The sequence below is a fragment of the Mesorhizobium sp. M4B.F.Ca.ET.017.02.2.1 genome (assembly GCF_003998955.1).
GTDB classification, from domain to species: domain Bacteria; phylum Pseudomonadota; class Alphaproteobacteria; order Rhizobiales; family Rhizobiaceae; genus Mesorhizobium; species Mesorhizobium abyssinicae.
This window is the reverse complement of the sequence record NZ_RZOF01000014.1, coordinates 14,234-40,857: the sequence shown is the minus strand read 5'-3', so window position 1 is coordinate 40,857 and position 26,624 is coordinate 14,234. Positions and strand designations below refer to the sequence as shown.

Annotated in this window: 30 protein-coding genes; 26 read left to right on the top strand and 4 right to left on the bottom strand. The window is 64.7% G+C overall.

Going from position 1 to position 26,624, the window contains the following annotated elements:
- From EN738_RS03800 to EN738_RS03790, 3 genes are all read left to right on the top strand, one after another.
- The coding region (locus EN738_RS03800) for a DnaJ C-terminal domain-containing protein (protein ID WP_281034303.1) at positions 1-298 on the top strand (298 nt) is incomplete at its 5' end.
- A 107-nt stretch (positions 299-405) separates the two neighbouring features.
- Positions 406-1,224, top strand: a complete 819-nt coding sequence (gene fabI / locus EN738_RS03795) for an enoyl-ACP reductase FabI (protein WP_127282527.1) — start codon at positions 406-408, stop codon at positions 1,222-1,224.
- A 52-nt stretch (positions 1,225-1,276) separates the two neighbouring features.
- The gene (locus tag EN738_RS03790) at positions 1,277-1,864 is read left to right on the top strand and encodes a histidine phosphatase family protein (RefSeq protein ID WP_127282526.1); all 588 of its coding nucleotides are present in this window, start codon (positions 1,277-1,279) and stop codon (positions 1,862-1,864) included.
- A 46-nt stretch (positions 1,865-1,910) separates the two neighbouring features.
- Here the strand turns inward: EN738_RS03790 and EN738_RS03785 are convergent, their stop codons facing one another.
- Positions 1,911-2,174: a DUF1344 domain-containing protein gene (locus EN738_RS03785; RefSeq protein ID WP_127282525.1), complete on the bottom strand. Its 264-nt coding sequence runs from the start codon at positions 2,172-2,174 to the stop codon at positions 1,911-1,913.
- Positions 2,175-2,563: 389 nt separating this feature from the next.
- On the opposite strand from EN738_RS03785, the gene aroC reads away from it, so the two are divergent.
- Positions 2,564-3,673 carry a chorismate synthase gene (aroC, locus tag EN738_RS03780; protein WP_127282524.1) on the top strand — a complete coding sequence of 370 codons (1,110 nt, stop codon included), beginning with the start codon at positions 2,564-2,566 and terminating at the stop codon, positions 3,671-3,673.
- 110 nt (positions 3,674-3,783) lie between these two features.
- Positions 3,784-4,884, top strand: a complete 1,101-nt coding sequence (gene ribB, locus EN738_RS03775; RefSeq protein ID WP_127282523.1) for a 3,4-dihydroxy-2-butanone-4-phosphate synthase — start codon at positions 3,784-3,786, stop codon at positions 4,882-4,884.
- Between the two features lie 37 nt (positions 4,885-4,921).
- Here ribB and EN738_RS03770 read toward each other — a convergent pair whose 3' ends face one another.
- A complete protein-coding gene (locus EN738_RS03770) occupies positions 4,922-6,145 on the bottom strand; it encodes an MFS transporter (protein WP_127282522.1) in 1,224 nt (407 codons plus the stop codon).
- Between the two features lie 120 nt (positions 6,146-6,265).
- Here EN738_RS03770 and EN738_RS03765 point away from each other — a divergent pair, with 120 nt between their 5' ends.
- The 10 genes from EN738_RS03765 to EN738_RS03720 all read left to right on the top strand — a co-directional run bounded on the left by EN738_RS03765 (position 6,266) and on the right by EN738_RS03720 (position 15,047).
- Positions 6,266-6,859: a TetR/AcrR family transcriptional regulator gene (locus tag EN738_RS03765; RefSeq protein ID WP_126055934.1), complete on the top strand. Its 594-nt coding sequence runs from the start codon at positions 6,266-6,268 to the stop codon at positions 6,857-6,859.
- Between the two features lie 129 nt (positions 6,860-6,988).
- Positions 6,989-7,969: a hypothetical protein gene (locus EN738_RS03760; RefSeq protein WP_127282521.1), complete on the top strand. Its 981-nt coding sequence runs from the start codon at positions 6,989-6,991 to the stop codon at positions 7,967-7,969.
- A gap of 88 nt (positions 7,970-8,057) precedes the next feature.
- Complete coding sequence (locus EN738_RS03755) at positions 8,058-8,984, top strand: histone deacetylase family protein (RefSeq protein WP_127282520.1); 927 nt, start codon at positions 8,058-8,060, stop codon at positions 8,982-8,984.
- A 3-nt stretch (positions 8,985-8,987) separates the two neighbouring features.
- On the top strand, positions 8,988-9,239 hold the full coding sequence (locus EN738_RS03750; RefSeq protein WP_127282519.1) for an exodeoxyribonuclease VII small subunit: 252 nt from the start codon (positions 8,988-8,990) through the stop codon (positions 9,237-9,239).
- Between the two features lie 106 nt (positions 9,240-9,345).
- Entirely contained in the window at positions 9,346-9,612 is a 267-nt protein-coding gene (locus EN738_RS03745) for a DUF2277 domain-containing protein (protein ID WP_127282518.1), read from the top strand.
- A 7-nt stretch (positions 9,613-9,619) separates the two neighbouring features.
- Entirely contained in the window at positions 9,620-10,540 is a 921-nt protein-coding gene (locus EN738_RS03740; protein ID WP_127282517.1) for a pirin family protein, read from the top strand.
- A gap of 107 nt (positions 10,541-10,647) precedes the next feature.
- Positions 10,648-12,561, top strand: coding sequence for a 1-deoxy-D-xylulose-5-phosphate synthase (gene dxs / locus EN738_RS03735; RefSeq protein WP_127282516.1), 1,914 nt, complete (start codon positions 10,648-10,650; stop codon positions 12,559-12,561).
- Positions 12,562-12,710: 149 nt separating this feature from the next.
- The gene (locus tag EN738_RS03730; RefSeq protein ID WP_127282515.1) at positions 12,711-12,998 is read left to right on the top strand and encodes a hypothetical protein; all 288 of its coding nucleotides are present in this window, start codon (positions 12,711-12,713) and stop codon (positions 12,996-12,998) included.
- A gap of 43 nt (positions 12,999-13,041) precedes the next feature.
- Positions 13,042-13,809, top strand: a complete 768-nt coding sequence (locus EN738_RS03725) for a TlyA family RNA methyltransferase (RefSeq protein WP_127282514.1) — start codon at positions 13,042-13,044, stop codon at positions 13,807-13,809.
- Complete coding sequence (locus EN738_RS03720) at positions 13,806-15,047, top strand: class I SAM-dependent RNA methyltransferase (RefSeq protein ID WP_127282513.1); 1,242 nt, start codon at positions 13,806-13,808, stop codon at positions 15,045-15,047. Before EN738_RS03725 ends, EN738_RS03720 begins: the two co-directional genes overlap by 4 nt.
- A gap of 4 nt (positions 15,048-15,051) precedes the next feature.
- Here the strand turns inward: EN738_RS03720 and tldD are convergent, their stop codons facing one another.
- Positions 15,052-16,464: a metalloprotease TldD gene (tldD, locus tag EN738_RS03715; RefSeq protein ID WP_127282512.1), complete on the bottom strand. Its 1,413-nt coding sequence runs from the start codon at positions 16,462-16,464 to the stop codon at positions 15,052-15,054.
- Between the two features lie 131 nt (positions 16,465-16,595).
- A complete protein-coding gene (locus EN738_RS03710) occupies positions 16,596-17,144 on the bottom strand; it encodes an invasion associated locus B family protein (RefSeq protein ID WP_127282511.1) in 549 nt (182 codons plus the stop codon).
- Between the two features lie 378 nt (positions 17,145-17,522).
- Between EN738_RS03710 and coxB the strand changes: the two genes are divergently transcribed.
- The 11 genes from coxB to rnhA all read left to right on the top strand — a co-directional run bounded on the left by coxB (position 17,523) and on the right by rnhA (position 26,605).
- Positions 17,523-18,389: a cytochrome c oxidase subunit II gene (gene coxB, locus EN738_RS03705; protein WP_187331211.1), complete on the top strand. Its 867-nt coding sequence runs from the start codon at positions 17,523-17,525 to the stop codon at positions 18,387-18,389.
- 37 nt (positions 18,390-18,426) lie between these two features.
- Complete coding sequence (ctaD, locus tag EN738_RS03700; RefSeq protein WP_127282509.1) at positions 18,427-20,079, top strand: cytochrome c oxidase subunit I; 1,653 nt, start codon at positions 18,427-18,429, stop codon at positions 20,077-20,079.
- 79 nt (positions 20,080-20,158) lie between these two features.
- Positions 20,159-21,103, top strand: a complete 945-nt coding sequence (locus EN738_RS03695) for a heme o synthase (protein WP_127282508.1) — start codon at positions 20,159-20,161, stop codon at positions 21,101-21,103.
- Between the two features lie 2 nt (positions 21,104-21,105).
- The gene (locus EN738_RS03690) at positions 21,106-21,267 is read left to right on the top strand and encodes a hypothetical protein (protein WP_127282507.1); all 162 of its coding nucleotides are present in this window, start codon (positions 21,106-21,108) and stop codon (positions 21,265-21,267) included.
- Between the two features lie 8 nt (positions 21,268-21,275).
- Positions 21,276-21,905 carry a cytochrome c oxidase assembly protein gene (locus EN738_RS03685; RefSeq protein ID WP_127282506.1) on the top strand — a complete coding sequence of 210 codons (630 nt, stop codon included), beginning with the start codon at positions 21,276-21,278 and terminating at the stop codon, positions 21,903-21,905.
- Position 21,906: 1 nt separating this feature from the next.
- Entirely contained in the window at positions 21,907-22,788 is an 882-nt protein-coding gene (locus tag EN738_RS03680) for a cytochrome c oxidase subunit 3 (protein WP_127282505.1), read from the top strand.
- 82 nt (positions 22,789-22,870) lie between these two features.
- Positions 22,871-23,257, top strand: a complete 387-nt coding sequence (locus EN738_RS03675) for a DUF983 domain-containing protein (protein WP_127282504.1) — start codon at positions 22,871-22,873, stop codon at positions 23,255-23,257.
- Positions 23,254-24,009: an SURF1 family protein gene (locus EN738_RS03670; RefSeq protein ID WP_189605738.1), complete on the top strand. Its 756-nt coding sequence runs from the start codon at positions 23,254-23,256 to the stop codon at positions 24,007-24,009. Before EN738_RS03675 ends, EN738_RS03670 begins: the two co-directional genes overlap by 4 nt.
- A gap of 94 nt (positions 24,010-24,103) precedes the next feature.
- The gene (gene ispH / locus EN738_RS03665) at positions 24,104-25,108 is read left to right on the top strand and encodes a 4-hydroxy-3-methylbut-2-enyl diphosphate reductase (protein ID WP_127282503.1); all 1,005 of its coding nucleotides are present in this window, start codon (positions 24,104-24,106) and stop codon (positions 25,106-25,108) included.
- Between the two features lie 7 nt (positions 25,109-25,115).
- The gene (locus EN738_RS03660; RefSeq protein ID WP_127282502.1) at positions 25,116-26,078 is read left to right on the top strand and encodes a homoserine kinase; all 963 of its coding nucleotides are present in this window, start codon (positions 25,116-25,118) and stop codon (positions 26,076-26,078) included.
- A complete protein-coding gene (gene rnhA, locus EN738_RS03655) occupies positions 26,075-26,605 on the top strand; it encodes a ribonuclease HI (RefSeq protein ID WP_127282501.1) in 531 nt (176 codons plus the stop codon). The genes EN738_RS03660 and rnhA overlap by 4 nt, the downstream gene beginning before the upstream one ends.
- The last annotated feature ends 19 nt before the right edge of the window (positions 26,606-26,624 follow it).

Here is a 26,624-nt window from a genome sequence, read left to right as displayed (position 1 = left end):
GATCCATATCCGCCGCCATCCGCGCTACCGTGTCGAGGGTCGCGACCTGCATGCCGATCTGCCGGTGGCGCTGGCCGACGCGGTGCTGGGCGCCAAGGTGGCGGTCGAGACACCAACCGGCCGCCTCGCGGTCAATGTCCCGGCATGGTCGAGCTCCGACAAGGTGCTGCGGCTGAAAGGCAGGGGTTTGCCGGAGAAAACCGGCGGCCATGGCGATCTCTATGTCCATGTCAGGCTGATGCTGCCCGAGGGCGGCGACAGCGAGCTGGAAGCGCTGATGCGTCGCCAAAAGGGCTGAGCTTTGGAGTTTTCTCCCCCGGACAGTCCGCTTTGAGCGCTTGAAGGGGCTCTGTGCCTGTGCGATAGGCTCTCCACAAAGCAGACATTCTTGCGGAGAACGCTCACATGGCGGGTGGACAGGGCCTGATGGCCGGCAAGCGCGGGCTGATCCTCGGCGTTGCGAACAATCGGTCGATCGCCTTCGGCATCGCCAAGGCGTGCGTCGATCATGGCGCCGAGATCGCGCTGACCTATCAGGGCGAAGCCTTCAAGAAGCGCGTCGAGCCGCTGGCGGCGGAGCTCAACGCCCATGTCGCCGGTCATTGCGACGTCACCGACCCGGCAAGCCTTGATGCCGTCTTCGCAGACATCGCCAAACATTGGGGCAAGCTCGACTTCCTCGTCCACGCCATCGCGTTTTCCGACAAGGACGAATTGACCGGCCGTTATGTCGAGACGACGCGCGACAATTTCCTGCGCACCATGGACATCTCGGTGTTCTCTTTCACCACCATCGCCAAGCGCGCCGAGCCGCTGATGACCGATGGCGGCTCGCTGTTGACGCTGACCTATTACGGCGCCGAAAAGGTGATGCCGCACTACAACGTCATGGGTGTGGCAAAGGCGGCGCTGGAAGCGAGCGTGCGTTATCTCGCCGTCGATCTCGGCGCCAAGAAGATCCGCGTCAACGCCATCTCCGCCGGCCCGATCAAGACGCTTGCCGCCTCCGGCATCGGCGACTTCCGCTACATCCTGAAGTGGAACGAGTACAACGCGCCGCTGAAGCAGACGGTCACCCAGGAAGAGGTCGGCGATTCCGGCGTCTATTTCCTGTCGGATCTGTCGCGCGGCGTTACCGGCGAGGTCCATCACGTCGATTCTGGCTACCACGTCGTCGGCATGAAGGCGGTCGACGCGCCCGACATCTCGACCGTCAAGGAATAGTTCTCTCCGCCGGCCCTCCGCCCAGACCCTGGCCCGACCTCCGGAAGACCTGATGTATCCGCTCGTCTATCTCGTGCGCCACGGCCAGACGCAATGGAACACCGAGCGTCGCCTGCAGGGTCAGGCCGATACCGACATCAATGCACTTGGACGCCAGCAGGCGACTGGCAATGGCCGGCGCTTGGCCGCGATGATCGGCAAGGGTGAGGATTTCGACTTTGTCGCCAGCCCGATGCGGCGCACGTGCGAAACGATGGAACTGCTGCGGGCGGCAATGGGGCTCGACCCGCTCGCTTACCGGACAGAACCGCGTCTGGTGGAATTGAGCTTCGGCGACTGGCAGGGTTTTACGTTTCGTGAGCTCGAAGCCCGGCTTCCGGGATCGACCCGCGGGCGCCGCTCGGCCAAATGGGATTTCCAGCCGCCCGGAGAGGGCGCGGAAAGCTATGAGATGCTGCTCGAGCGGATCAAGCCATGGTTCGACGCGCTCGACCGGCAGACGGTCTGCGTCACCCATGGCGGCGTGATGCGCTGCCTTTTCCGCTTCGTCATGGGCGTGTCAAAACAGGAGGCGGCGGGCCTGGAAATCCCTCAGGACCGCCTGCTCCGGCTGCAAGGGCGGAGCCTGGAGTGGCTGTGAAGGCTGCAGCCTGTCGAATTCAGATCAGGCCGGCCTCATCTTAGATTTAGTTGGCGTCGCTATCCGGCAGCTGCATGTCGGTGACCACATTCTCGCCATTGGTCACGTCAAAGGCGATGACGATGTCCATGCCCGGCTGCAGCGCGTCGAGATCGGTTTCGGCGTTGAGCTTGTAGGACTTGCCGTCGTCCAGCGTCAGCGTCAGCGTGTCCTTGTCGACCTTCTTGATCAGGCCCTCGGTCTGGCCGGCGAACGCGGCGGCGGTGGAAATCATCAGCATGGCGGCAACAGCGCCAATCAGGGTACGCATCGTCGTCCTCATTATCATTGCGCCGGCATGGCTAGCGGCGGGTCCTCAACGGCGGATGGAAGAAAGCAGAAACCAAGCGAATGTGTCAAAAGTAAAACTGGCTTCGTCACGACCTATTTCGCTCAAGGTGCGATCGCGAGTTCCAACGACGGTTCCTTTCACGAGAAATGAGTGGCAGCCACTCGCGCGGCGTGCTCTTGATCATTGCGGCAGGGTGGGGCAGCAGCCCTGGCCGTTCGTGGCAGCGCAGGTCTCCCCGCACACACAGTTTGACCGCTTTGCAAAACGCCAATAGAAGGCAGCGTGCAGCGCTGCGCGTGTTTTTTGACGCGCAAGGGACGCCGCACCACTTTGGACTTCCGGCTCCGCCGCCGGGCAGGGCGTTTTCCATGTCTCACAACACTTTCGGCCACCTGTTCCGCGTCACCACATGGGGTGAGAGCCATGGGCCGGCGCTCGGCTGCGTCGTCGACGGCTGCCCGCCCGGCATCCGTTTCAAGCGTGAGGACATCCAGACCGAACTCGACAAGCGTCGCCCCGGCCAGTCGCGTTTCGTGACGCAGCGCCGCGAGCCGGACGAGGTCAAGATACTCTCCGGCTTCATCCTCGACGAGGACGGCGAGACGATGATCACCACCGGCACGCCGGTGTCGATGCTGATCGAGAATGTCGACCAGCGTTCCAAGGATTATGGCGAGATCGCCCGCCAGTACCGGCCGGGCCATGCCGACTACACCTATGAGGTCAAATACGGCCTGCGCGACTACCGCGGCGGCGGCCGTTCCTCGGCCCGCGAGACGGCAGCTAGAGTGGCGGCAGGCGCCTTGGCCCGCAAGGTAGTGCCCGGCATGGTGGTGCGCGGCGCGCTGGTCTCGATGGGCGAGAAATCCATCGATCGCGCCAATTGGAACTGGAACTTCATCGGCGATGCCGACAATCCGTTCTTCACGCCGGACCCGGCATCGGTCCCCGTCTTCACCCAATATCTCGACGCCATCCGCAAGGCGGGCTCGTCGGTCGGCGCCATCATCGAGATCGCCGCCGAAGGCGTGCCGGCCGGCCTCGGCGCGCCGATATATGCCAAGCTCGACCAGGACATCGCGTCCGGCCTGATGTCGATCAATGCCGTCAAGGGGGTCGAGATCGGCAACGGTTTCGAGGCAGCCCGCATCACCGGCGAACAGAATGCCGACGAGATGCGCATGGGCAATGACGGCAAGCCGGTGTTTTTGTCCAACCACGCCGGCGGCATCCTGGGCGGCATCTCGACCGGGCAGGCGATCGTCGCCCGTTTCGCCGTCAAGCCGACATCGTCGATCCTGACCCCGCGCAAATCGATCGACAAGGACGGCAACGACGTCGAGGTGATGACCAAGGGCCGCCACGACCCCTGCGTCGGCATCCGCGCCGTGCCGATCGGCGAGGCCATGGTTGCCTGCGCCATCGCCGATCACTATCTGCGGCACAGAGGACAGACGGGGAAGGGAATAGGGGAGTAAGGCAATAGGGGAATATGTTACGTCGCGTTTCGCCACGCCAAACATTTTCCTTTTCCATACTCCCTTACTGCCCTATCCCCTACTCCCTGGCGAGCGAAGCGAGCATTTCCATGCCATACGACCAGAAGAAGATCGTCGAAGCCATCCGCGCCTTCGAGCGCGGCGAGATCGTCGTCGTGATGGACGATGACGGGCGCGAGAACGAGGGCGACCTGATCGTCGCCGCCGTCCACTGCACGCCGGAGAAGATGGCCTTCATCGTCCGCAATACCTCCGGCATCGTCTGCACGCCGATGCCGCGCGAGGAGGCAAAGCGCCTCAACCTTGCGCCGATGGTGGCCGACAACGATTCCGCCCACACCACCGCCTTCACCGTCAGCGTCGATTTCAAGCACGGCACCACGACCGGCATCTCCGCCGACGATCGCACGCTCACCGTGCGCAACCTTGCCAACGGCAATGTCGGCGCCTCCGATTTCGTCCGTCCCGGACATATCTTCCCGCTGGTCGCCCGCGAGGGCGGGGTGCTGATGCGCTCCGGCCATACCGAAGCGGCCGTCGACCTCTGCAAGTTTGCCGGCCTGCCGCCGATCGGCGTCATTTCCGAACTGGTCAACGACGACGGCACCGTCAAGCGCGGGCCGGAGGTTCAGGCCTTTGCCGAGCAGCATGGCCTGAAACAGGTCTCGGTCGCCGATCTCATCGCCTACCGGCAGCGCAAGGAAACGCTGGTCGAGCGCGTCGCCTGTTCCGACATCGACACACTTGGCGGCAAGGCGCAGGTCTTCACCTACACGCTGCCCTGGGATTCAATGCATCACGTCGCGATCGTCTTCGGCGATATCCGCGACGGCGAGGAGGTGCCGGTGCGCCTGCATTCGGAGGATGTCGTCACCGACGTGTTCGGCACCAGCCACCGGCTCGACGCCATCATGAAGGCGATGGGCGAGCGCAAGCGCGGCGTCATCGTCTATCTGCGCGAGGGTTCGGTCGGCGTCGCCCATCAGGAGCGCAAGCGGCCGGTGAGCGGCGAGCGCGAGGATCATGAGGAAGCCCGCCGGCGCGAAAGCGAATGGCGCGAAATTGGCCTCGGCGCGCAGATCCTGAAAGATTTGGGCATTTCGTCGATCAACCTGATCGCCTCGCGCGAGCGCCACTATGTCGGCCTCGAAGGTTTCGGCATCCATATCGCCAAGACCGAGATCCTCTAAGGCGCCAGGCCCCTTGCAGGACCGGACGCGCACGACATCACTCCGCGGGAACCGCCTCCGCCTCACATCCGGCAAGATCGCAATCCGGACCGGCCAGGCTGCGCTGGCCGATAAGAACCGTCGCCAGCGCGATCGCGCCCGCCGCCACCGACACAAGAAAGCCGTTCTGGGCGCCGAACGCGTCCACCACCGCGCCGGCGGCGAAGGAGCCGAGCGCCATGCCGATACCGATTCCGGTCGTCACCCAGGTGATGCCCTCGGTCAGCATCGCTTCGGGCACGCGCCGCTCGATCAGGCCGAAGGCGGTGATGAAGGTCGGCGAGATCGCCAGGCCGCTGACGAACACGGCAAGCGCCAGCAGCGGTACCGTGCCGGCGGCCAGCAGCGGCAGCGTGGTGAGCGCGATGACGGCGACGGCGACAGCCAGCTGGCGTTGCAGCGGCGCTTTCAGGTTGAGCGCGCCGATGATGATGCCGAGCACGAACGAGCCGAGTGCGTAGACGCCGATGACGAGGCTTGCCGCTTCCGGTTGGCCGAGCTCCTTGGTGATCGCCACGGTGCTGACTTCCGTGGTGGCGAAAGTGGCGCCGATGAAGATCAGGGCGAACGTTATGACCTGAACCGGCCGCAGGCGGATCGCCGAGCCGCGTGAACCATGTTCCTGTGGCCGCACGTTGGGTTCGGTCGCGCGCTGCAGGATGAAGGCCGCCGAGCCGAATGCGAGGAAGAGAGTGCTGGCAAGCATGCCCGCTTCCGGGAACAGCGCGGTGCTCAACCCGACCGACAGCGATGCGCCGGCGATATAGACCAGTTCATCCGCTGCAGACTCGAAGGCGAAAGCGGTATTCAGCTCCGGGCGGTCACGGAAGATCTCCGTCCAGCGGGCGCGCACCATCGCAGGTATGCTGGGCATGGCAGCGGCAAGCAGCGCCGAGGCGAACAGCGTCCATATCGGCCAGTCCTGGTTGGCCGCCGCGATCAGCACTGCGAAGGCGAGCACGGCGATCACCGTCGTCGGCACGACGATGCGCGTCTGACCGAGGCGATCCACGAGCCGCGATATTTGCGGCGCAATAAACGCGTTCACCAGCGCGAAACTCGCCGAAACGGCGCCGGCCAGCCAGTATTCGCCATGCGTCTGCGACAGCATGGCGACGATCCCGATCGGCGCCATGGCGATCGGCAGCCTGGCAACGAAGCCAGCCGCCGCGAAACCCTTGGTGCCGGGGGCTCGAAATATTTCCGAATAGGGATTTTGCATGCTCTGGCTCCTCGACAAGGGACGGATCGGCAATTACATACGTTGCGTATGAAATCAGATAGATCATACGCCGCGTATGTCAATTGGCATACGAGGCGTATGTGAGTTGGGCCAGACCGCATGCACCGACCTCGCAAGGAGATGATCGCCGAGACGCGCGCCAAGCTGATCGCGGCCGCCCGCCACGCTTTCGGCACCATCGGCTATGCGGACGCCTCGATGGATGATTTCACCGCCTCGGCCGGGCTGACGCGCGGCGCGCTCTATCACCACTTCGGCGACAAGAGGGGATTGCTGCAGGCGGTCATCGCCGAGATCGACGGCGAGATGGCTGCCCGGGTGAACGAGGTGGCGGCGAGGGCGCCGACCCGCTGGCAGCATTTCGTCGACGAATGCACCACTTACATCGAGCTGGCGCTGGAGCCGGAGATCCAGCGCATCATGTTCCGCGATGCGCCGGCGGTGCTGGGTGATCCCGCGCAGTGGCCGAACGCCAGCGCATGCACGGCGTCGATGACCGATCACCTGACCAGGCTGCAGGAGGAGGGGGTGGTCGTGGCCGACCTCGATCCCGAGACCACGGCGCGGCTGATCAACGGCGCGAGCAGCCAGGCTGCGCAGCGGATCGCCAATTCGCAGGATCCGGAAGCGACGTCGAAAAAGGCGGTGGCTGCGTTCAAGCAACTGCTCGAGGGGCTGCGCAAGCAGCCCTGAGCACACGGTCAGCTAACCATGACGCGCGGTTTGTGCACCGGTTTTAGGCCGGCGCGGCGTCGCCAAGATTGACAATCGCCGGGGCGAGCGCATCCTCCTCAACCATCTCTGAGGCGGGAGAGTCGGGCCATGTGGGACTTCAGCATCGGCCGGTCGGTGTCCATCATGATCAGGACATGGCCTTTCATCGTCTTTCGCATGGTTGTCTATTTCGGCATCACGCTGGCCTACATCATGGCGACCGGGACCGGGGCCAGCGTCGGTTATGGTGTCGGCCACATCTCCACCGACCCCGACGGGCCGCTCTCCTTCGCGCTATGGGGTGGCGTGGTCGGCTTCGGCATCGTCTCCGTAGCCGTCTACTGGATCCGCGAATACATCCTCTACGTCCTCAAGGCCGGGCATATCGCCGTCATGGTCCATCTGATCGACGGCCAGGACGTTCCCGACGGCCAGAATCAGATCTCCTATGCCAGGGCCGTGGTGACCGAGCGTTTCGCCGAGGCCAATGTGCTGTTCGTGATCGACCAGTTGGTCAAGGGCGCCATCCGCGCCATCACCGGCCTCATCGGCGGCATCGCCGCCTTCCTGCCCATTCCCGGTCTCAACGGCCTTGTCAGCTTCATCAACACGGTGATCCGCATGTCGCTGACCTATGTCGACGAGATCATCCTCGGCTACAACATCCGCATCAATTCCACCTCGCCCTTCGAGACCGCCCGGCAAGGCGTCGTGCTCTATGCGCAGAACGGCAAGACCATGGTCAAGAACGCGGTCTGGCTGGCGGTGATCATGTGGGGCGTGTCCTTCGTCATCTTCCTGTTGATGCTGGCGCCGGCCGGCGCCATCCTCTGGGTCATGCCAGGCCAGCTTGCCGGCTGGGCCTTCGTCCTGGCCATCGTCTTTGCCTGGGCCTTCAAGGCCGCCTTCATCGAGCCCTTCGCCATCGCCTCGCTGATGCAGGTCTATTTCGCCACCATCGAGGGCCAGGCGCCCAATCCGGACTGGGACCGCCGGCTGGCGGAAGCCTCCTCGAAATTCCGCGAACTCAAGGACAAGGCGCTGGCCTCGTTCGGCGGCTCGCGCTGGACGCAGCCGGCACCCCAATAGCCGGGAAACCAGCCTAATCCCTGTTGAACGTTCCTCTTTGGCGGCGCGAAAACATGGCCAAACCGGTCTTGCGCGCCTATATCGGGGCATGGTCACCAGGCTTTACACCCACCCGGTCTTCCTCGAACACCTGACCTCGCCCGGCCACCCCGAGCGGCCCGATCGCCTGCGCGCCATCGAGCGCGTGCTGGACGACGAGGCATTTTCGGCGCTCGACCGGGTCAAGGCGCCGGAAGGCGACGAGGCGACCATCCTCTATGCGCATCCCGAGAATCACGTCGCACGCGTGCGCGCCGCCATTCCGGAAACCGGCATCGCTTCGATCGATGCCGACACCAGCGCCAGCCCGAAGAGCTGGCAGGCGGCGGTGACGGCGATCGGCGCCGCCAATGCCGCCGTCGACGACGTTTTCGACGGCCGCGCCGCCAATGTCTTCGTCGCCGCCCGGCCGCCCGGCCACCATGCCGAGAAGACCACGGCCATGGGCTTTTGCCTGTTCAACACCGCGGCGATCGCCGCTCGCTACGCGCAGAAGAGGCACCAGGCCGAGCGCGTCGCCATCGTCGACTGGGACGTCCATCACGGCAACGGCACGCAGGACATCTTCTGGGACGACCCTTCGGTGCTCTATTGCTCGACTCACCAGATGCCGCTTTATCCCGGCACCGGCGCCAAGGGCGAGACCGGCGCCGGCAACATTGTCAACGCGCCGCTGGCGCCGCGCACCGGCAGCGAGACGTTCCGTGACGCCTTCCTGTCGCGCGTGCTGCCGTCGATCGACAATTTCGCACCCGACCTGATCATCATTTCCGCCGGATTCGACGCGCACCATCGCGACCCGCTGGCCGAGATCAACCTGACCGAGGAGGATTTCGACTGGGCGACGGGCCAACTGATGGAGCGCGCCGCGCGCCACAGCGGCAATCGGCTCGTCAGCCTGCTCGAGGGTGGCTACGATCTGCAGGGACTGGCATTTTCGGTCGCCGCCCATGTCGGGCGGCTGATGAAGGGATGAATTATGGCTGGTGAAGCTAACGAGGACGTCAAGGCGATGAGCTTCGAGCAGGCGCTCGACGCGCTGGAGAAGATCGTCGACGATCTTGAGCGCGGTGACGTGCCGCTCGACCAGTCGATCAAGATCTATGAGCGCGGCGAGGCGCTGAAAGTCCATTGCGACCGGTTGCTGAAGGCGGCAGAGGACAAGGTCGAGAAGATCAGGCTCTCGCGCGACGGCAAGCCGGTTGGCACGGAGCCGCTCGACGCCGAGTAAGGTGTATTGATATTCAGCCGGCCTGCAAATGGCGGCTTTCCTGCGCTTGCGGTAGTGCACAGTCCGCGCAGGCGGTGGATCGGGCAGCAGGTAAGGAGTTTAAGCTATGTGCCGCAACATCAAGACCCTGGCCAATTTCGAACCGCCGGCAACCAATGACGAAGTGCATGACGCGGCACTTCAGTTCGTGCGCAAGCTGAGCGGATCGACCAAACCCTCAAAGCGCAATGAGCACGCCTTCCATCACGCCGTCGAGGCGATCGCCGCCATCGCGCGTGAATTGATCGACTCGCTCGAGACCAACCAGGAGCCGCGCAATCGCGAGGAAGAGGCGGCCAAGGCGAAGGCCAGGTCCGCCCTTCGTTTCGCCTGAGGTCGAGATGAGCTTCTTTCCGGGAAACGATCCTGAGCCTGGCGATGCGTTCGCCTGCGACCAGATCGAGCTGATGGTCGTACCTAACGCCAAGGACATTGGTGGCTTCGAGGTTCGCCGCGCGCTGCCCACCGCGAAGCGTCGTCTGGTCGGCCCGTTCATCTTCTTCGATCGCATGGGCCCGGCCATCCTGCGCGCCGGCCACGCGCTCGATGTGCGCCCGCATCCCCATATCGGCCTGTCGACGGTGACCTACCTTTTCGACGGCAAGATCAGGCATCGCGATTCGCTCGGCACCGAAATGGTGATCGCGCCGGGCGATGTGAACCTGATGACCGCCGGCCGCGGCATCGTCCATTCCGAGCGCACGCCGGAGGAACTGCGCGGCGCGCCGATGTCGATCTCCGGCCTGCAGACCTGGCTGGCGCTGCCGGACGGCAAGGAGGAAATTGCTCCGGTATTCGAGAACACGGCGGTGATCCGCTTGCCCGAGATCGATGCCGAGGGCATCCGCGGCCGCGTCATCATCGGCGCTTTTTCCGGTCTGCGCTCACCGGTTTCGACCGCCTCGGACACCCTTTATGCCGACCTGAGGCTGGCGCCCGGCGCCAGCGTCAAGATCCCGCCCGATGCCGAGGAGCGCGCCATCTACACGCTGGAAGGCGAGGTCTCGATTGCAGGCGACCGTTTCCCGGCCGAGCGGCTGCTGGTGTTCAAACCGGGCGACGAAATCGTCGTTTCGTCCGAGCGCGGCGCCCATTTCATGCTCTTCGGCGGCGCCTCGCTCGGCTCCAGGCGCTACATCTGGTGGAACTTCGTTTCGTCGTCGAAGGAACGCATCGAACAGGCGAAAGAGGAATGGAAGACCGGCCGCTTCGATATCGTTCCTGGAGACGAGGAAGAGTTCATTCCATTACCGGACAATTAACGCCAGAAGCATCCGCGTCATTGACACGCATTTACATTCGCCGGGCGGCGGCATATTTCGCCCATGATCAACGTGCATGAACGTCAGGTTTGACCAGGCCCTTAGCCGTGAACGCAAAGCCCGATACGCCGCTCCTCGACAAGGTCCGCATCCCCGCGGATCTGAGGACGCTTGACGAAAGCGAGCTGCCGCAACTCGCCTCGGAGTTGCGCGCCGAGCTGATCGACGCCGTCTCGCACACCGGCGGCCATCTTGGCGCGGGGCTCGGCGTGGTCGAACTGACCGTTGCGCTCCACTATGTCTTCAACACCCCGGACGACCGGCTGATCTGGGATGTCGGCCACCAGGCCTATCCGCACAAGATCCTGACCGGCCGGCGCGACCGCATCCGCACCCTGCGGCAGGAGGGCGGCCTTTCCGGCTTCACCCGGCGTGCCGAGAGCGAATACGACCCGTTCGGCGCCGCCCATTCCTCGACCTCGATCTCCGCCGGCCTCGGCATGGCGATGGGCCGCGACCTCTCCGGCGGCCGCAACAACGTCATTGCCGTCATCGGCGACGGCGCCATGTCGGCCGGCATGGCCTATGAGGCGATGAACAATGCCGGCGCGCTAGATGCCCGGCTGATCGTCATCCTCAACGACAACGACATGTCTATCGCGCCGCCGACCGGGGCGATGAGCGCCTATCTGGCGCGGCTCGCCTCCGGCAAGGCCTATCTCGGCCTGCGTGATTTCGGCAAGAAGCTGACCTCCTATCTCGGCAAGCGCGCCGATCGCGCCATCACACGAGCCGTCGAGCATGCGCGCGGCTACGTCACCGGCGGCACGCTGTTCGAGGAGCTCGGCTTCTATCACATCGGCCCGATCGACGGGCACAATCTCGAGCACCTGATCCCGGTGCTGAAGAACGTCCGCGACAATGGTGACGGCCCGGTGCTGATCCATGTCGTGACCCAGAAGGGCAAGGGCTACGCACCGGCCGAAGCCGCCGCCGACAAATATCACGGCGTCAATAAGTTCGACGTGATCACCGGCGCGCAGGCCAAGGCGCCTGCCAACGCGCCGAGCTACACCAAGGTGTTCGCCGAAAGCCTGGTCCAGGAGGCGCGCGAGGACGACCGCATCGTCGCCATCACCGCCGCCATGCCGAGCGGCACAGGCCTCGATCTCTTCGGCGAGGCCTTCCCGGCCCGGACCTTCGATGTCGGCATCGCCGAGCAGCATGCCGTGACCTTCGCCGCCGGCCTCGCCACGGAAGGCTACAAGCCTTTCTGCGCCATCTATTCGACCTTCCTGCAGCGCGCCTACGACCAGGTCGTCCACGATGTGGCGATCCAGAAGCTGCCGGTGCGCTTCCCGATCGACCGCGCCGGCTTCGTCGGCGCCGACGGCGCCACCCATTGCGGCGCCTTCGACACCACCTTCCTCGCCTCGCTGCCGGGCTTCGTCGTCATGGCCGCCGCCGACGAGGCGGAACTTCGCCATATGGTGCGCACCGCCGCTCACTATGACGAGGGTCCGATCGCTTTCCGCTACCCGCGCGGCAACGGCGTCGGCGTCGACATGCCGGAGCGCGGCTCGGTGCTCGACATCGGCAAGGGCCGCATTCTCAAGGAAGGCACCAAGGTGGCGCTGCTTTCCTTCGGCACCCGCCTGCAGGATTGCCTGATCGCTGCCGAGGAACTCGGCGCCGCCGGGCTTTCCGCCACCGTCGCCGACGCCCGCTTCGCCAAGCCGCTGGACGAGGATCTCGTGCGCCGGCTCGCCCGCTCGCATGAAGTGCTGGTGACGGTGGAAGAGGGCGCGGTCGGCGGCTTTGCCAGCCAGGTGCTGCAGTTCCTCGCCCATCAAGGCCTTCTGGAAGGCGGCCTCAAGGTGCGCCCGCTCGTGCTGCCCGACGCATTCACCGATCACGCCAAGCCCGAGAAGATGTATGCCGATGCGGGCCTGGACGCAGGCGGCATCGTGCGCACGGTGTTCGCCGCCCTCGGCCACGCGGCCAGCGCCAGAAGCGCCTGACTCAAGATATCAGCATCCTGAATCGCTTTGCCGGCTTGCTGTCGTAATCGATTATTTACGCTACCATTTGGCGCTTTGCTTACCCTGTCTCTTGGCCGTTTCTCAACGGCGGCCTGCTAGAAGCCTGCCGAGGGATAGGGGCAACGACAATGAACAGGTTTCTGTGCGGCATCGCCTTTTTGGCGCTCGCCGCTGGACCGGCGAACGCCGAGACGCGCTACGACCGCAATCTCGAAAAAGCGGCGATGGACATAGTCGCCGGCAAGATCGGCGACATCCGCGGCGGCTTCTCCTACAAGCAGGTTCCGCAGCTCGTCGTGCTGCCCGAGACCGCGGCGGCGGTGCCGGTCGAGCCGCAGCGCCGGCAAGCTTCCGGCGACAGGAATGACGGTCTGGCGCCCGCCGTCGAACGGCCGGTTTCGCGGACCATCTTCTAATCCCCTTCTTGCCTTCGCGACCGGCTTTCGCCAAGGAAGGCCGATGAACTCCACTTTGCCAGCCAGCGCGCGCCTCAGGCTCGACGAACTGCTCGTCCAGCGCGGCCTGTTCGCCAGCCGCTCGCGCGCCCGCGACGCCGTCGAGCGCGGCACAGTGACGGTTGACGGCACCATCGCCCGCAAGCCCGGCCTGAGCGTCCAGGCCCATTGCCACCTCGCCATCGACGATCCGGGGCAGGCCTATGTCTCGCGCGCGGCGCTGAAGCTGATCGCCGGCCTTGACCGGTTCGGCCTCGATCCCACCGGCAGCGAAGCGCTCGATATCGGCGCCTCGACCGGCGGCTTCACCCAGGTGCTGCTCGAGCGCGGCGCCGCGCACGTCACCGCGATCGATGTCGGCCACGGCCAGATGCATCCGGAGATCTCAGGCGATCCGCGCGTGACAGTCATCGAGGGCCTCAATGCCCGCGATCTCTCGTCCGCCGACCTGGGCGGCGTTGTCCCCGATTTCATCGTCTGCGATGTCAGCTTCATCTCGCTGAAGCTGGCGCTGCCGCCGGCGCTTGCCCTCGCCGGAGATGGCGCCAGGGCGCTGCTTCTGGTCAAGCCGCAATTCGAGGCCGGCCGCGAGGCGATCGGCAAGGGCGGCCTGCTCAGGGATCAGGCCGACGCCGAACGCATCGCCGGCCTGCTCGGCGACTGGCTTGGCGGCATTCCCGGCTGGCGCGTGCTGGGGCGGCACCCTTCGCCGATCGAGGGCGGCGACGGCAACCGCGAATTCCTGCTCGCCGCCATCAAGGATGAAAAGTGAGCGCGCGTTTCACCATCGCCAGGCTTGGCTCGCAGGGCGACGGCATCGCCGAGGCCGACGGCGGCGAGGTCTTTATTCCCTTCACGCTGCCGGGCGAGACGGTCACCGCCGCCCGCGAAAAGCACCGCGCCACGCTGATGTCGGTGCTGGAGGCATCGCCGCTCAGGATCGATCCGGCCTGCCGGGATTTCACCGAATGCGGCGGCTGCGCGCTGCAGCATTTCGAGGCTGAAGCCTACCGCCAGTGGAAGCGCGACAAGGTTATGCAGGCATTGAAGGCCAAGGGCATCGCTTTCGATGTCGCCGCGCTGGTGCCATGCGCGCCCGAGACCCGTCGCCGCGTCGTCTTCAGCGCCCGGCGCACCGAGGCCGGCATGCTGCTTGGCTTCGTGCGCGCGCTTTCCTCGGAGATCATTCCGATCGAGGAATGCCCGATCTCGCTGCCGGCGATCGTTGCCGCGCTGGGTCGCCTGCGGGCGTTGGCCGACCTGGTCTGCGCCACTTCGAAAGCCTTCCACATGACCGTCACCGTGACCGCATCCGGTCTGGATGTCGCGGTCCAGGACGGAGGCAAGCTCGGCGATCATCAGCGCCGCATCGCGTCGAATTTCGTCACCGCCGAGGGGTTGGCCAGACTATCGGTCGATGGTGAGATCGTCGTCGAGCCGAAGAAGCCTGTGGTGCAGTTTGGATCGGTCGCCGTAGCCGTGCCGCCCGGCGCTTTCATGCAGGCGACCGAAGCCGCCGAGCGGACCATGGCCGAGCTGGTCGGCCAGCACCTGTCGCGCGCAAAAAAGGTCGCCGACCTGTTCGCCGGCTGCGGCAGCTTCGCGCTGCGGCTTGCGGCGAAGTCGGAGGTTCATGCCGTCGAAGGCGACGCGCCGGCCCTTGCAGCGCTCGACCGCGCCTTCCGTTTTGCCAACGGACTGAAGCGGGTGACCAGCGAGCGCCGCGACCTGTTCCGGCGGCCGCTGACGTTCAAGGAATTGAACGCCTTCGACGGCCTGGTCTTCGATCCGCCGCGCGCCGGAGCCGAGGACCAGTCGAAGCAGATCGCCCGCTCGGACGTGCCGCTGGTGGCCGCAGTGTCCTGCAACCCGGTGACGCTAGCGCGGGATCTGCGCATCCTGATCGATGGCGGTTACGCGCTGAAAAGTGTCGCTCCGATCGACCAGTTCCTGTGGTCGCCGCATGTCGAGGCCGTCGCACTGCTGGAGAAGCCGAAGCGAAGGCGGTAATCGCTCAAACCCTGGTGCCGCCGACCGTCATCTGGTTCATCCTCAGGTGCGGCTGGCCGACGCCCACCGGCACGCCCTGTCCGGCCTTGCCGCACATGCCGATGCCGTTGTCGAGCTTCATGTCGTTGCCGACCATGGTGACGCGGTGCATGGCGTCCGGCCCGTTGCCGATCAGCATCGCGCCCTTGATCGGCTGCGTCACCTTGCCGTCCTCGATCATGTAGGCCTCGGTGCAGCCGAACACGAATTTGCCCGACGTGATGTCGACCTGGCCACCGCCGAAGGAGACGGCATAGATGCCGTTCTTGACCGAGGCGATGATCTCTTCCGGCTGCATGTCGCCGGCGGTCATGTAGGTGTTGGTCATGCGCGGCATCGGCTGGTGCGCATAGCCTTCGCGCCTTCCGTTGCCGGTCGCCTTCATGCCCATCAGCCGCGCGTTCTGGCGATCCTGCATGTAGCCGACCAGCTTGCCGTCCTCGATCAGCACGTTGCGCGCCGAGGGCGTGCCCTCGTCGTCGACGGTCAGCGAGCCGCGCCGTTCGGGTAGCGTGCCGTCATCGACGACGGTGACGCCCTTGGCCGCAACCTGCTGGCCCATCAGCCCGGCGAAGGCCGAGGTCTTCTTGCGGTTGAAGTCGCCCTCCAGTCCGTGGCCGACGGCTTCGTGCAGCATGACGCCAGGCCAGCCGCTGGAGAGCACTATGTCGAATGTGCCGGCCGGCGCCGGCACGGCCTCGAGATTGACCAGCGCCTGCCTCAGCGCCTCCTTGGCCGCGTGCTTCCAGCTCTCCTCGACCAGGAATTCGCCAAAGCTCTTGCGGCCGCCCATGCCGTAGGAGCCGCTTTCCTGGCGGTCGCCGCTGCCGACCACGACCGAGACGTTGATCCTGACCATCGGGCGGATGTCGCGCACCATTTGGCCGTCGGCGCGCACGATCTCGACATGCTGCCAGGAAGCCGCCAGCGAGGCCGTCACCTGGCGCACGCGCGGATCCTCGGCGCGCAGCCAGGCGTCGATCTCCTGCAGCAGCTTCGCCTTGGCCTCGAAAGAAGGCGAGGGAATCGGGTTTTCCTCGCCATAGAGATGGCGGTTGGTGCGGGCGGGCGGCGCGGCAAGCGTGCCAGAATAGCCGCCCTTGACCGCCGAGACGGCGTCGGCCGCGCGCAGCAGCGAGGCTTCGGAAAGATCGCTCGAATGCGCATAGCCGCTGGCCTCGCCGGCCACCGCGCGCAGTCCGAAACCCTGGTCGGTGTTGAAGTTGGCGGTCTTCAGCCGGCCATTGTCGAACATCAGCGCCTCGCTCTCGCTGTATTCGAGGAAAAGCTCGCCGTCGTCGGCGCCGCTGATGGTCTCGGTGACGATCTTCTTGATGCGATCGTCGGAAATGTCGAATTGGCCGATCAGGCTGTTCATGGCAGGTCCGTCCGCAGGAGGATTGGTCGTTTCCCCCGATGTAGGGGCGAAGGCGCGCCGAGACAATCGGCAACAGCGCCGATCACGGCGGTGTCAGGCCGCCGCCGTCGTCGCAGCCTTGCCGGCTAGGATCAGGGGAGGGCGGCAAAACCGTCGGCGAAACCCTTGAGGTCGACGGGAATGCCGATGCCTTCTTCCGGCGTCTGGAAGACGATGAAGGTGGCCGAGGTGCCGGTCTTCAGCGTGTCGAGCAGCGGCTTTTCGAGGATCACCTCGGCATAGCAGCCGTCCTGGAAGCAGCGCACGAAATAGGCCCGCCCGATGTCCTTGCCGTCGACGTTGAGGCCAAGCCCGTTGGGCAGGAGAACGCCGAGCGGCGCCAGCACGCGCAGGATCTCGGCCTTGTTGTCGGCGGTGCGCAGCACGACCACCGACAGCCCCATCTCCGGACGGTCCTCGGCGACGACGTTCTGCATCATCACGCATTGCTCGGAGGTCGCGCCGGCCGGCGTGTCGCAGATGATCGACCACGCGCCATGCGTCGAGCGCACCGTGCCGCTCGGTTGCTGCGCGGCATTGGCCTGGGCAGCATTCGACGCGCCAGTTCCGGACAGGCCGGCGCCAAGCACGGCGGCGAGAAAGATGACCTTCGCCAAGGTTCTCGAAAGCCAGGGTCTCATGACGGCTCCATTGCGAATCACGGCACTTTGAAGCCGCGCGACTGCCAAGTAAAGGACGGGACCGGGGCCGGCCCGCCCGGATATGGGCAATCAAGCGCTTTTCCAAGCCAATTTCGCCCGAATTGCGACCGTCCGGCGGACGGCTCCGGGGTGTTCGTCGCCGATCACGCGGCGGTGATCGGCAGAGGCCGCTTTGCCCTCTTCAAGGCGCGGCTGCACTTGCGCGCAAAAATGCCGCACGGTTTCCTCCGCTCCTTTCTTGCGGAGGCAATTAGAGTATGGTTTGAACCACCCTTGGGACTGTCCGGGATTCCCGTCCCGGCGCTATTCGATATTCTTGCGCGCACGGCCGCGAGGAAATGGGAGATGATGAGGGCGATGAGAAAATTCCTAGCAAGCGCCGCTGCCGCCGCCGCAGTCTTTGCCGGCGCATCCGCCCATGCGGCCCAGCCGCAGCCGTGGGAGATGACCTTCCAGCCCGCCGCCACCGACATCATGCGGCAGGTCACCTGGTTCGAGCACTACACGCTGTGGTTCATCGTGCCGATCACGCTGTTCGTGCTGTTTTTGCTCGCCTATTGCATCGTGAAGTTCCGCGCCAGCGTCAATCCGGTGCCCTCGCGCACCAGCCACAACACGCTGATTGAGGTGATCTGGACGGTCGGGCCGGTCGTCATCCTGCTTTGCCTTGCCATCCCCTCTTTCCAGCTGCTGACCGCGCAATACACGCCGCCGGAAGAAGCCAAGCTGACCCTGAAGGCGACCGCAAACCAGTGGAACTGGGACTACGAGTACCAGGTCGACAAGACGCTCACCTTCAACTCCGCGATCCTCCAGGACGCTGACCGCGCAGCCGCCGGCAAGGAAGACCGCAAGCTTTATCCGCGCCTGCTGGCCGTCGACAATGAGATGGTCGTGCCGGTCAACACCATGACCCGCGTCCTGGTGACGGCGACCGACGTGATCCACGCTTTCGCCATGCCGTCCTTCGGCGTCAAGACCGACGCCGTGCCCGGCCGCATCAACGAGATCTGGTTCAAGGCCGAGAAGGAAGGCCTCTACTACGGCCAGTGCTCGGAACTGTGCGGCAAGGACCACGCCTTCATGCCGATCGCCATCCGCGTCGTCTCCGACGCGCAGTACAACACCTGGCTGGCCGCAGCCAGGACCGACCTGCCCGGCGCCAACAAGGCGCTGATGGCCGAGGTCGATGCTCAAGACAAGGTAGCGGCCGCCGGCAACTGATGCCGCGGCCAGGAAAGATCAGGGAACGGAGCGGAACATGGCAGAGGCTGCAGCTCACGACGATCACGACCACAAGCCCTATCATGGCTGGGTCCGCTGGGTCTATTCGACCAACCACAAGGACATCGGCACGCTCTATCTGATCTTCGCGATTTGCGCGGGCATCATCGGCGGCGCGCTCTCGGTTGTCATGCGCATGGAGCTGCAGGAGCCGGGCATCCAGATCTTCACCGGTCTGGCGCAGATGGTCTACGGCATGAGCGGTGACGCCGCCATCGACGGCGGCAAGAGCATGTACAATGCCTTCACCACCGCGCATGCGCTGATCATGATCTTCTTCATGGTCATGCCGGCGCTGATCGGCGGCTTCGCCAACTGGATGGTGCCGATCATGATCGGCGCGCCGGACATGGCCTTCCCGCGTATGAACAACATCTCCTTCTGGCTGCTGCCGCCGGCCCTGATCCTGCTGCTCACCTCGATGTTCGTGCCGAGCGCGCCGGGCGCCTTCGGTGTCGGGGGCGGCTGGACGATCTATCCGCCGCTGTCGACATCCGGCCAGCCTGGGCCTGCCATGGACCTGGCGATCCTGTCGCTGCACATCGCCGGCGCCTCGTCGATCCTCGGCGCCATCAACTTCATCACCACCATCTTCAACATGCGCGCGCCGGGCATGACGCTGCACAAGATGCCGCTGTTTGCCTGGTCGGTGCTGATCACCGCCTTCCTGCTGCTGTTGTCGCTGCCGGTCCTGGCCGGCGGCATCACCATGCTGCTCACCGACCGCAATTTCGGCACCACCTTCTTCACGCCGGATGGCGGCGGTGACCCGATCTTGTTCCAGCACCTGTTCTGGTTCTTCGGTCACCCGGAAGTCTACATCCTGATCCTGCCGGGCTTCGGCATCGTCAGCCACATCGTCTCGACCTTCTCGAAGAAGCCGGTGTTCGGCTACCTCGGCATGGCCTACGCCATGGTCGCGATCGGCGCCGTCGGCTTCATCGTGTGGGCGCACCACATGTACACGACCGGCCTGTCGCTCGACACGCAGCGCTACTTCGTCTTCGCCACCATGGTCATCGCGGTGCCGACGGGCGTGAAGATCTTCTCCTGGGTCGCCACGATGTGGGGCGGGTCGATCTCGCTCAAGACCCCGATGCTGTGGGCGATCGGCTTCATCTTCCTGTTCACCCTTGGCGGCGTCACTGGCGTCCAGCTCGCCAATGCCGGCCTCGACCGCCCGCTGCACGACACCTACTACGTCGTCGCGCACTTCCACTACGTGCTGTCGCTCGGCGCCGTGTTCGCCATCTTCGCCGGCTGGTACTACTGGTTCCCGAAGATGACCGGCTACATGTACTCGCCCGTCATCGCCAACACCCATTTCTGGGTCACCTTCGTCGGCGTCAACCTGATCTTCTTCCCGCAGCACTTCCTCGGCCTTTCGGGCATGCCGCGCCGCTACATCGACTATCCGGATGCCTTCGCCGGCTGGAACATGGTCTCGTCCTACGGCTCCTACATCTCGGCCGTCGGCGTCGTGATCTTCCTCTACGGCGTGTTCGAAGCCTTCCAGAAGAAGCGGGTGGCCGGCGCCAATCCGTGGGGCGAGGGTGCGACCACGCTGGAATGGCAGCTGCCGTCGCCGCCGCCGTTCCACCAGTGGGAACAGCTGCCGAAGATCAAGTAGGCGGCAGCCTAGCTTGAATACGAGACCGCCGGCTCGTCCGGCGGTTTTGGCCAACGGAAATAATGGACTTTAAGTACGCATGGCCCTTGTCGACGAGAGATTGATTGACGAAGCGGGCTTTCGCATGTCGGAAGCGACGGCGGGTGATTTCTTCGCCCTCCTGAAGCCGCGCGTCATGTCGCTGGTGGTGTTCACCGCCTTTGTCGGCCTGGTTGCGGCGCCCGTCACCATCAATCCGCTGCTGGCGGTGATCGCCATCCTGTCGATCGCTATCGGAGCGGGCGCCTCCGGCGCGCTCAACATGTGGTACGACGCCGACATCGATCGGGTGATGACCAGGACCAAGAGCCGTCCGGTTCCGGCTGGCCGCGTCACGCCCGGCGAGGCGCTGAGCTTCGGCCTGGTGCTGTCGGTGCTGTCGGTGATGACGCTGGGCGTGCTGGTCAACTGGCTATCGGCGTCGCTTCTTGCCTTCACCATTGTCTTCTACGCAGTCATCTACACGATGTGGCTGAAGCGCTGGACGCCGCAGAACATCGTCATCGGCGGTGCGGCCGGCGCCTTCCCGCCGGTCATCGGCTGGGCGGCGGTGACCGGCAATGTCAGCCTGGAAAGCCTGATCCTGTTCCTGATCATCTTCCTGTGGACGCCGCCGCATTTCTGGGCGCTCGCGCTGTTCAAGTCCGAGGACTATCAGCGCGCCGGCATCCCGATGATGCCGAACGTCGCCGGGCAGGCCTCGACCCGCCGCCAGATCTTCGCCTATTCGGTCATCCTGTCGCCGGTTGGCGTGCTGCCCTGGGCGCTTGGTTTCACCACGGCAGCCTATGGCGCCGTTGCCGCCGTGCTTGGCGCCGGCTTCGTCTGGTACGCCTGGAAAGTGCTTGGCATGGCCGATGACGACAAGGAGATGAAGCCGGCCAAGGCGCTGTTCGGTTATTCGTTGCTCTATCTCTTTGCCATCTTCGCCGTCTACCTCGCCGACTGCGTGGTCGGGCGCGCGCTCGCCATGGGGGGGATTTGATCGTGGCCGACAAGAACCTCGAGCTCGTAACGCTGACCGAACGCCAGCAGAAGGCGCGCCGCAGCCGCTCGGTCGCCATCGGCGTGGCGCTGGCGGTGCTGGTCATCATCTTCTACATCGCCACCATCGTTAAGTTCGGCCACAATCTCTCCGGGACGATGTGAGGTCGATCATGGCGCGCGAAACGGTCACCGATCCCACCAAGAAGAACACCAACCGCGTCGTCGCCGGCGTCTGCATCGCCTTCTTCGGCGGCATGATCGGCATGGCCTATGCCGCAGTGCCGCTCTACACCATGTTCTGCCAGGCCACCGGCTATGGCGGCACGGTCAAGCGCGCCACCCAGCAATATGCCGACCGGGTGCTCGACCGCGACATCACCGTCCGCTTCGACGCCAACACCGCCGGGGTTCCTTGGGAGTTCCAGCCGGTCGCCCGCTCGGTCACCATCAAGATCGGCGAGACGGTGCAGGCGCATTTCAGCACCACCAACAAGTTCGACCGCCCCTTCGCCGGCCGCGCCACCTTCAACGTGCAGCCTGAACTGGCCGGTCCCTACTTCAACAAGGTGGAGTGCTTCTGCTTCACCGACACGACGCTGAAGCCCGGTGAATCGCTGGACATGCCGGTCGTGTTCTATGTAGATCCCGACATCGTCAACGTGCCGGAACTGAAGGACTTGAAGACCATCACCCTGTCCTACACCATGTTCCCGGTCGACAAGAACAAGCCCGTCGCATCGTCGGCGCCGGCCCAAAGCACCAACAAAGTTCCGAATACCGAAGCAAGCCTCGGGGGTTGATATGGCAGACGCACACGCAAAACCACAGCACGACTACCATCTCGTCGACCCCAGCCCGTGGCCGTTCCTGGGCTCCGTCGGCGCCCTGGTGACCGCCATCGGCGGCGTCTGCCTGATGCAGTATCTGAAGGCCGGCAGCTTCCCGATCTTCGGCCACAACATCGCCAATCCGTGGCTGTTCTTCATCGGCCTCCTGATCGTGATCTACACCATGTTCGCCTGGTGGTCCGACACCATCAAGGAAGCGCATGAGGGCCATCACACCCGCGTCGTGTCGCTGCATCTGCGCTACGGCATGATCATGTTCATCGCTTCCGAGGTGATGTTCTTCGTCGCCTGGTTCTGGGCCTTCTTCGACGCCAGCCTGTTTCCGGGCGAGACGCAGCAATATGCCCGCACCGCCTTTACCGGCGGCGTCTGGCCGCCGAAGGGCATGGAGGTCCTCGACCCCTTCCACCTGCCGCTCTACAACACCATCATCCTGCTTTTGTCGGGCACGACCGTGACCTGGGCGCACCATTCGCTCATCCATGGCGACCGCAAGGGCCTGATCAACGGCCTGGTGCTGACTGTCGGCCTCGGCATGCTGTTCACCATGGTGCAGGCCTACGAGTACATGCACGCGCCATTCGGCTTCAAGGATTCCATCTACGGCGCCACCTTCTTCATGGCCACCGGCTTCCACGGCTTCCACGTCATCATCGGCACCATCTTCCTGCTGGTCTGCCTGGTGCGCGCGATGAAGGGCGATTTCACCCCGAAGCAGCATTTCGGCTTCGAGGCGGCTGCCTGGTACTGGCACTTCGTCGACGTGGTCTGGCTGTTCCTGTTCAGCGCCATCTACGTCTGGGCCTCGAACGGCGCGATGATCGAAGCGCACTGACAGCAGTCCGAGGAATGTGACGAGGCGGCTGCGGCGACGTGGCCGCCTTATCTTTTGCTCGTAATGATCTAGGATGCCTGCAATGAGCGAGGACAAGGCCATCTGGCCACCGATTGAGCCGATCTCGGCCGGCCTGCGCGGCCGCTGCCCGCGCTGCGGCGAGGGTAAGTTGTTTTCGGGCTTCCTCAGCGTCGGCAAGCACTGCGTCAATTGCGGCCTCGACTATTCCTTCGCCGATGCCGGCGACGGGCCTGCCGTGTTCGTCATCCTGATCATCGGCTTTATTGTCGTCGGCCTGGCGCTGTGGATGGAGGTGACGCTTGGCCCGCCGCTCTGGGTGCACCTGCTGCTTTGGATACCGCTGGCCCTGGCGCTGTGCCTGACCGCCCTCAGGCTGATCAAGGGTGTGCTCCTGACGCTGCAATACCGCAACAAGGCCGCCGAGGGCAGGCTGGACACCGACCAATGAGCGAGGCATCCGGCGTGGCGGCGGGCCGCTCGCGGCCGAAGCGGGCGTTGCTGCTCATCCTCGGCATGGCGCTGTTCGCCGTCCTGATCGGCCTTGGCACCTGGCAGGTCCAGCGCCTGCACTGGAAGGAAGGCCTGCTCCAGACCATCGACCAGCGCACGCATTCGGCGCCACGCCCTCTGGCCGAGCTCGAAAAGCAGTTCGCAGCCACAGGTGACGTCGACTACACGCCGGTCACGGTGACCGGCACCTTCCTGCACCTGGGCGAGCGCCATTTCTTCGCCACCTGGAAAGGCGCCTCCGGCTTCGACGTCTTCACGCCCCTGCAGCTCGACGATGGCCGCTTCGTGTTCGTCAACCGCGGCTTCGTCCCCTACGACCTGAAGGATGCTGCCAAGCGGCCGCAAGGCGAGGTCGCCGGCAAGGTCACGATTACCGGGCTCGCCCGCAATCCGCTGGTGGGCAAGCCCTCGATGATGCTTCCCGACAATGATGTGCAAAAGAACATCTTCTACTGGAAGGACCGCGATGCGATGGCTGCGAGCGCCGGCCTGCCCGCAGGGGCCGGACTGGTGCCGTTCTTCATCGATGCCGACAAGACGCCCAATCCGGGCGATATGCCGGTCGGTGGCGTCACCATCATCGATCTGCCGAACAGCCACCTGCAATACGCCGTCACCTGGTACGGCCTTGCCGCCGCCCTTGCCGGCGTCCTGTTGTTCAGGCTTCGCCGCCCGGCGAAAGCAGGGTGATGGAGACGCTGCCCTTGACAGGGCAGGGGTGCGCGCCTCATTTCGCGCCTAGGTATTCGCGCTTGAGTTAGTTCCGATCAACCGGTCCGCAATCATGCTTCAGACAAAGCCACCGCTGACGATCAGGCTCTGCCAGCCGCGCGGCTTCTGCGCCGGCGTCGACCGCGCGATCCAGATTGTCGTGCTGGCGCTGAAGAAGTATGGCGCGCCGGTCTATGTTCGCCACGAGATTGTGCACAACCGCTATGTCGTCGAGGGGCTGCAGAGCCTGGGCGCGGTGTTCATCGAGGAACTGTCCGAGATACCTGCGGAGCATCGCCAGAGCCCGGTTGTCTTTTCAGCGCATGGCGTGCCGAAATCGGTGCCGGCCGATGCTCAGGCGCGCAGTCTCTTCTACCTCGACGCCACCTGCCCGCTGGTGTCCAAGGTGCACAAGCAGGCGATGCGCCACCAGCGCCTTGGCCGCCACGTGCTCCTGATCGGCCACGCCGGCCACCCGGAGGTGATCGGCACCATGGGCCAATTGCCGGACGGCGCCGTCACGCTGATCGAGACCGAGGCCGATGCCGCCGTCTTCGAGCCGGCCGACCCCGCAGCCCTCGGCTTCGTCACCCAGACGACGCTCTCGGTCGAGGACACCGCCGGCATCATCCGGGCGCTAGAGCAGCGCTTTCCAGAGCTGCACGCGCCGGCCGCCGAATCGATTTGCTATGCCACCACCAACCGCCAGGAGGCGGTGAAGGAGACCGCCGCCGGCGCCGATCTCTATCTGATCGTCGGCGCTCCCAACTCCTCCAATTCGCGGCGTCTTGTCGAGGTCGCCGAACGCGCCGGCGCCAAGATGTCGCTTCTCGTGCAGCGTGCCGCCGAGATTCCGTGGAATGACATCGCCAACATCTCGACGCTCGGCCTATCGGCGGGCGCCTCGGCGCCCGAGATCATCGTCGACGAGATCATCGATGCCTTCCGGCAGCGCTTCGACGTGACGATCGAACTGGCGGTGACGGCGACCGAAACGGCGGACTTTCCGGTGATGCGGGTTCTGCGCGATGTCGAACTGACGGCGGCCGACATGGCCTTCGTCAACGGAGCCGCGTGAACAGCCCATGGCCGTCTATACCGATGTCAACGAGGGCGAGCTCGGCGCGTTCCTGAAGGCCTATCCGGTCGGCGAGCTCCTGTCCTACAAGGGCATCGCCGAAGGCACCGAGAATTCCAACTTCCTGCTGCACGCCACCAGCGGTTCCTACATCCTGACGCTCTACGAGAAGCGCGTCGACAAGGCCGACCTGCCGTTCTTCCTCGGCCTGATGGGCCATCTGGCGAGAAAGGGCATTTCCTGCCCGCTGCCGGTCACCGCGCATGACGGCACCGTCATCGGCCAACTCGCCGGCCGGCCCGCCGTCATCATTACCTTCCTCGAAGGTCTGTCGCTGCGGCGGCCGACAGCGGCGCATTGCGGCGAGGTCGGCAAGGCGCTGGCCGAACTCCATCTCGCCGGCCGGGATTTTGCCATGCGGCGCCCGAATGCGCTCGCCATCGATGGCTGGCGCAAATTGTGGGACGCTTCTCGCGACCGTGCCGACGAGGTTGAGCCGGGCTTGGCGGCCGAGGTCGATGCCGATTTCGCCGATTTCGAGCGCAACTGGCCGAAGGACCTGCCGGAAGGCATCATCCATGCCGACCTTTTCCCGGACAATGTCTTCTTTCTCGGCGAGAAATTGTCCGGCCTGATCGATTTCTATTTCGCCTGCGACGACCTCTACGCCTATGACGTTGCCACCTGCCTCAACGCCTGGTGCTTCGAGAAGGATTTTTCCTTCAATCTGACCAAGGGCACGGCGCTGCTCGCCGGTTACCAGAGCGTGCGGCAGCTTTCCGGCGACGAGAAGGCGGCGCTGCCGATGCTGGCGCGCGGCTCGGCGCTGCGCTTCATGTTGACCCGGCTCTACGACTGGCTGACCATTCCCAATGGCGGGCTGGTGATGAAGCGCGACCCGACCGAATACATCCGCCGCATGCGCTTCCATCGGGCGATCAGATCTCCTTCCGAATACGGATTGCTATGACCAAGCATGTTGAAATCTTCACCGACGGCGCCTGCTCGGGCAATCCGGGCCCTGGCGGCTGGGGCGCCATCCTTCGCTTCAACGGCAAGACCAAGGAACTGTCGGGCGGCGAGGCCGAGACCACCAACAACCGCATGGAACTGCTGGCCGCCATCTCCGCGCTTGAAGCGCTGAAGGAGCCCTGCGCGGTCGAGCTTCACACCGACAGCAAATACGTCATGGACGGCATTTCCAAGTGGATCCACGGCTGGAAGAAGAACGGCTGGAAGACCGCCGACAAGAAGCCGGTCAAGAACGGCGAGCTCTGGCAGGCCCTCGATGCTGCAAATAGACGCCATCAGGTGACCTGGAACTGGGTCAAGGGTCATGCCGGCCATGTCGAGAACGAGCGCGCCGACGAGCTCGCTCGCGAAGGCATGGCGCCATTCAAGAAGGGCCCGATCAGGCCTGCTGCCGCGCCGCAGCCGGCGGCACAGCCAACACGACCGACGGTCGCAAAAGCACGGCGCTCGACGCAGAGCTATTGATTGCGGGAGCGGTCCGCTC

Bases quoted from the DNA above. Each gene is read 5' to 3' on its own strand.
- EN738_RS03710 (WP_127282511.1), bottom strand. From the start codon at position 17,144: ATGAGACCCTGGCTTTCGAGAACCTTGGCGAAGGTCATCTTTCTCGCC.
- EN738_RS03730 (WP_127282515.1), top strand. From the start codon at position 12,711: ATGAACAGGTTTCTGTGCGGCATCGCCTTTTTGGCGCTCGCCGCTGGA.
- ribB (WP_127282523.1), top strand. From the start codon at position 3,784: ATGCCATACGACCAGAAGAAGATCGTCGAAGCCATCCGCGCCTTCGAG.
- EN738_RS03750 (WP_127282519.1), top strand. From the start codon at position 8,988: ATGGCTGGTGAAGCTAACGAGGACGTCAAGGCGATGAGCTTCGAGCAG.
- EN738_RS03740 (WP_127282517.1), top strand. From the start codon at position 9,620: ATGAGCTTCTTTCCGGGAAACGATCCTGAGCCTGGCGATGCGTTCGCC.
- tldD (WP_127282512.1), bottom strand. From the start codon at position 16,464: ATGAACAGCCTGATCGGCCAATTCGACATTTCCGACGATCGCATCAAG.
- aroC (WP_127282524.1), top strand. From the start codon at position 2,564: ATGTCTCACAACACTTTCGGCCACCTGTTCCGCGTCACCACATGGGGT.
- EN738_RS03755 (WP_127282520.1), top strand. From the start codon at position 8,058: ATGGTCACCAGGCTTTACACCCACCCGGTCTTCCTCGAACACCTGACC.
- EN738_RS03745 (WP_127282518.1), top strand. From the start codon at position 9,346: ATGTGCCGCAACATCAAGACCCTGGCCAATTTCGAACCGCCGGCAACC.
- fabI (WP_127282527.1), top strand. From the start codon at position 406: ATGGCGGGTGGACAGGGCCTGATGGCCGGCAAGCGCGGGCTGATCCTC.
- coxB (WP_187331211.1), top strand. From the start codon at position 17,523: ATGAGAAAATTCCTAGCAAGCGCCGCTGCCGCCGCCGCAGTCTTTGCC.
- rnhA (WP_127282501.1), top strand. From the start codon at position 26,075: ATGACCAAGCATGTTGAAATCTTCACCGACGGCGCCTGCTCGGGCAAT.
- EN738_RS03725 (WP_127282514.1), top strand. From the start codon at position 13,042: ATGAACTCCACTTTGCCAGCCAGCGCGCGCCTCAGGCTCGACGAACTG.
- EN738_RS03790 (WP_127282526.1), top strand. From the start codon at position 1,277: ATGTATCCGCTCGTCTATCTCGTGCGCCACGGCCAGACGCAATGGAAC.
- ctaD (WP_127282509.1), top strand. From the start codon at position 18,427: ATGGCAGAGGCTGCAGCTCACGACGATCACGACCACAAGCCCTATCAT.
- EN738_RS03670 (WP_189605738.1), top strand. From the start codon at position 23,254: ATGAGCGAGGCATCCGGCGTGGCGGCGGGCCGCTCGCGGCCGAAGCGG.
- EN738_RS03770 (WP_127282522.1), bottom strand. From the start codon at position 6,145: ATGCAAAATCCCTATTCGGAAATATTTCGAGCCCCCGGCACCAAGGGT.
- EN738_RS03785 (WP_127282525.1), bottom strand. From the start codon at position 2,174: ATGCGTACCCTGATTGGCGCTGTTGCCGCCATGCTGATGATTTCCACC.
- EN738_RS03695 (WP_127282508.1), top strand. From the start codon at position 20,159: ATGGCCCTTGTCGACGAGAGATTGATTGACGAAGCGGGCTTTCGCATG.
- EN738_RS03660 (WP_127282502.1), top strand. From the start codon at position 25,116: ATGGCCGTCTATACCGATGTCAACGAGGGCGAGCTCGGCGCGTTCCTG.
- EN738_RS03675 (WP_127282504.1), top strand. From the start codon at position 22,871: ATGAGCGAGGACAAGGCCATCTGGCCACCGATTGAGCCGATCTCGGCC.
- EN738_RS03685 (WP_127282506.1), top strand. From the start codon at position 21,276: ATGGCGCGCGAAACGGTCACCGATCCCACCAAGAAGAACACCAACCGC.
- EN738_RS03765 (WP_126055934.1), top strand. From the start codon at position 6,266: ATGCACCGACCTCGCAAGGAGATGATCGCCGAGACGCGCGCCAAGCTG.
- EN738_RS03760 (WP_127282521.1), top strand. From the start codon at position 6,989: ATGTGGGACTTCAGCATCGGCCGGTCGGTGTCCATCATGATCAGGACA.
- ispH (WP_127282503.1), top strand. From the start codon at position 24,104: ATGCTTCAGACAAAGCCACCGCTGACGATCAGGCTCTGCCAGCCGCGC.
- EN738_RS03680 (WP_127282505.1), top strand. From the start codon at position 21,907: ATGGCAGACGCACACGCAAAACCACAGCACGACTACCATCTCGTCGAC.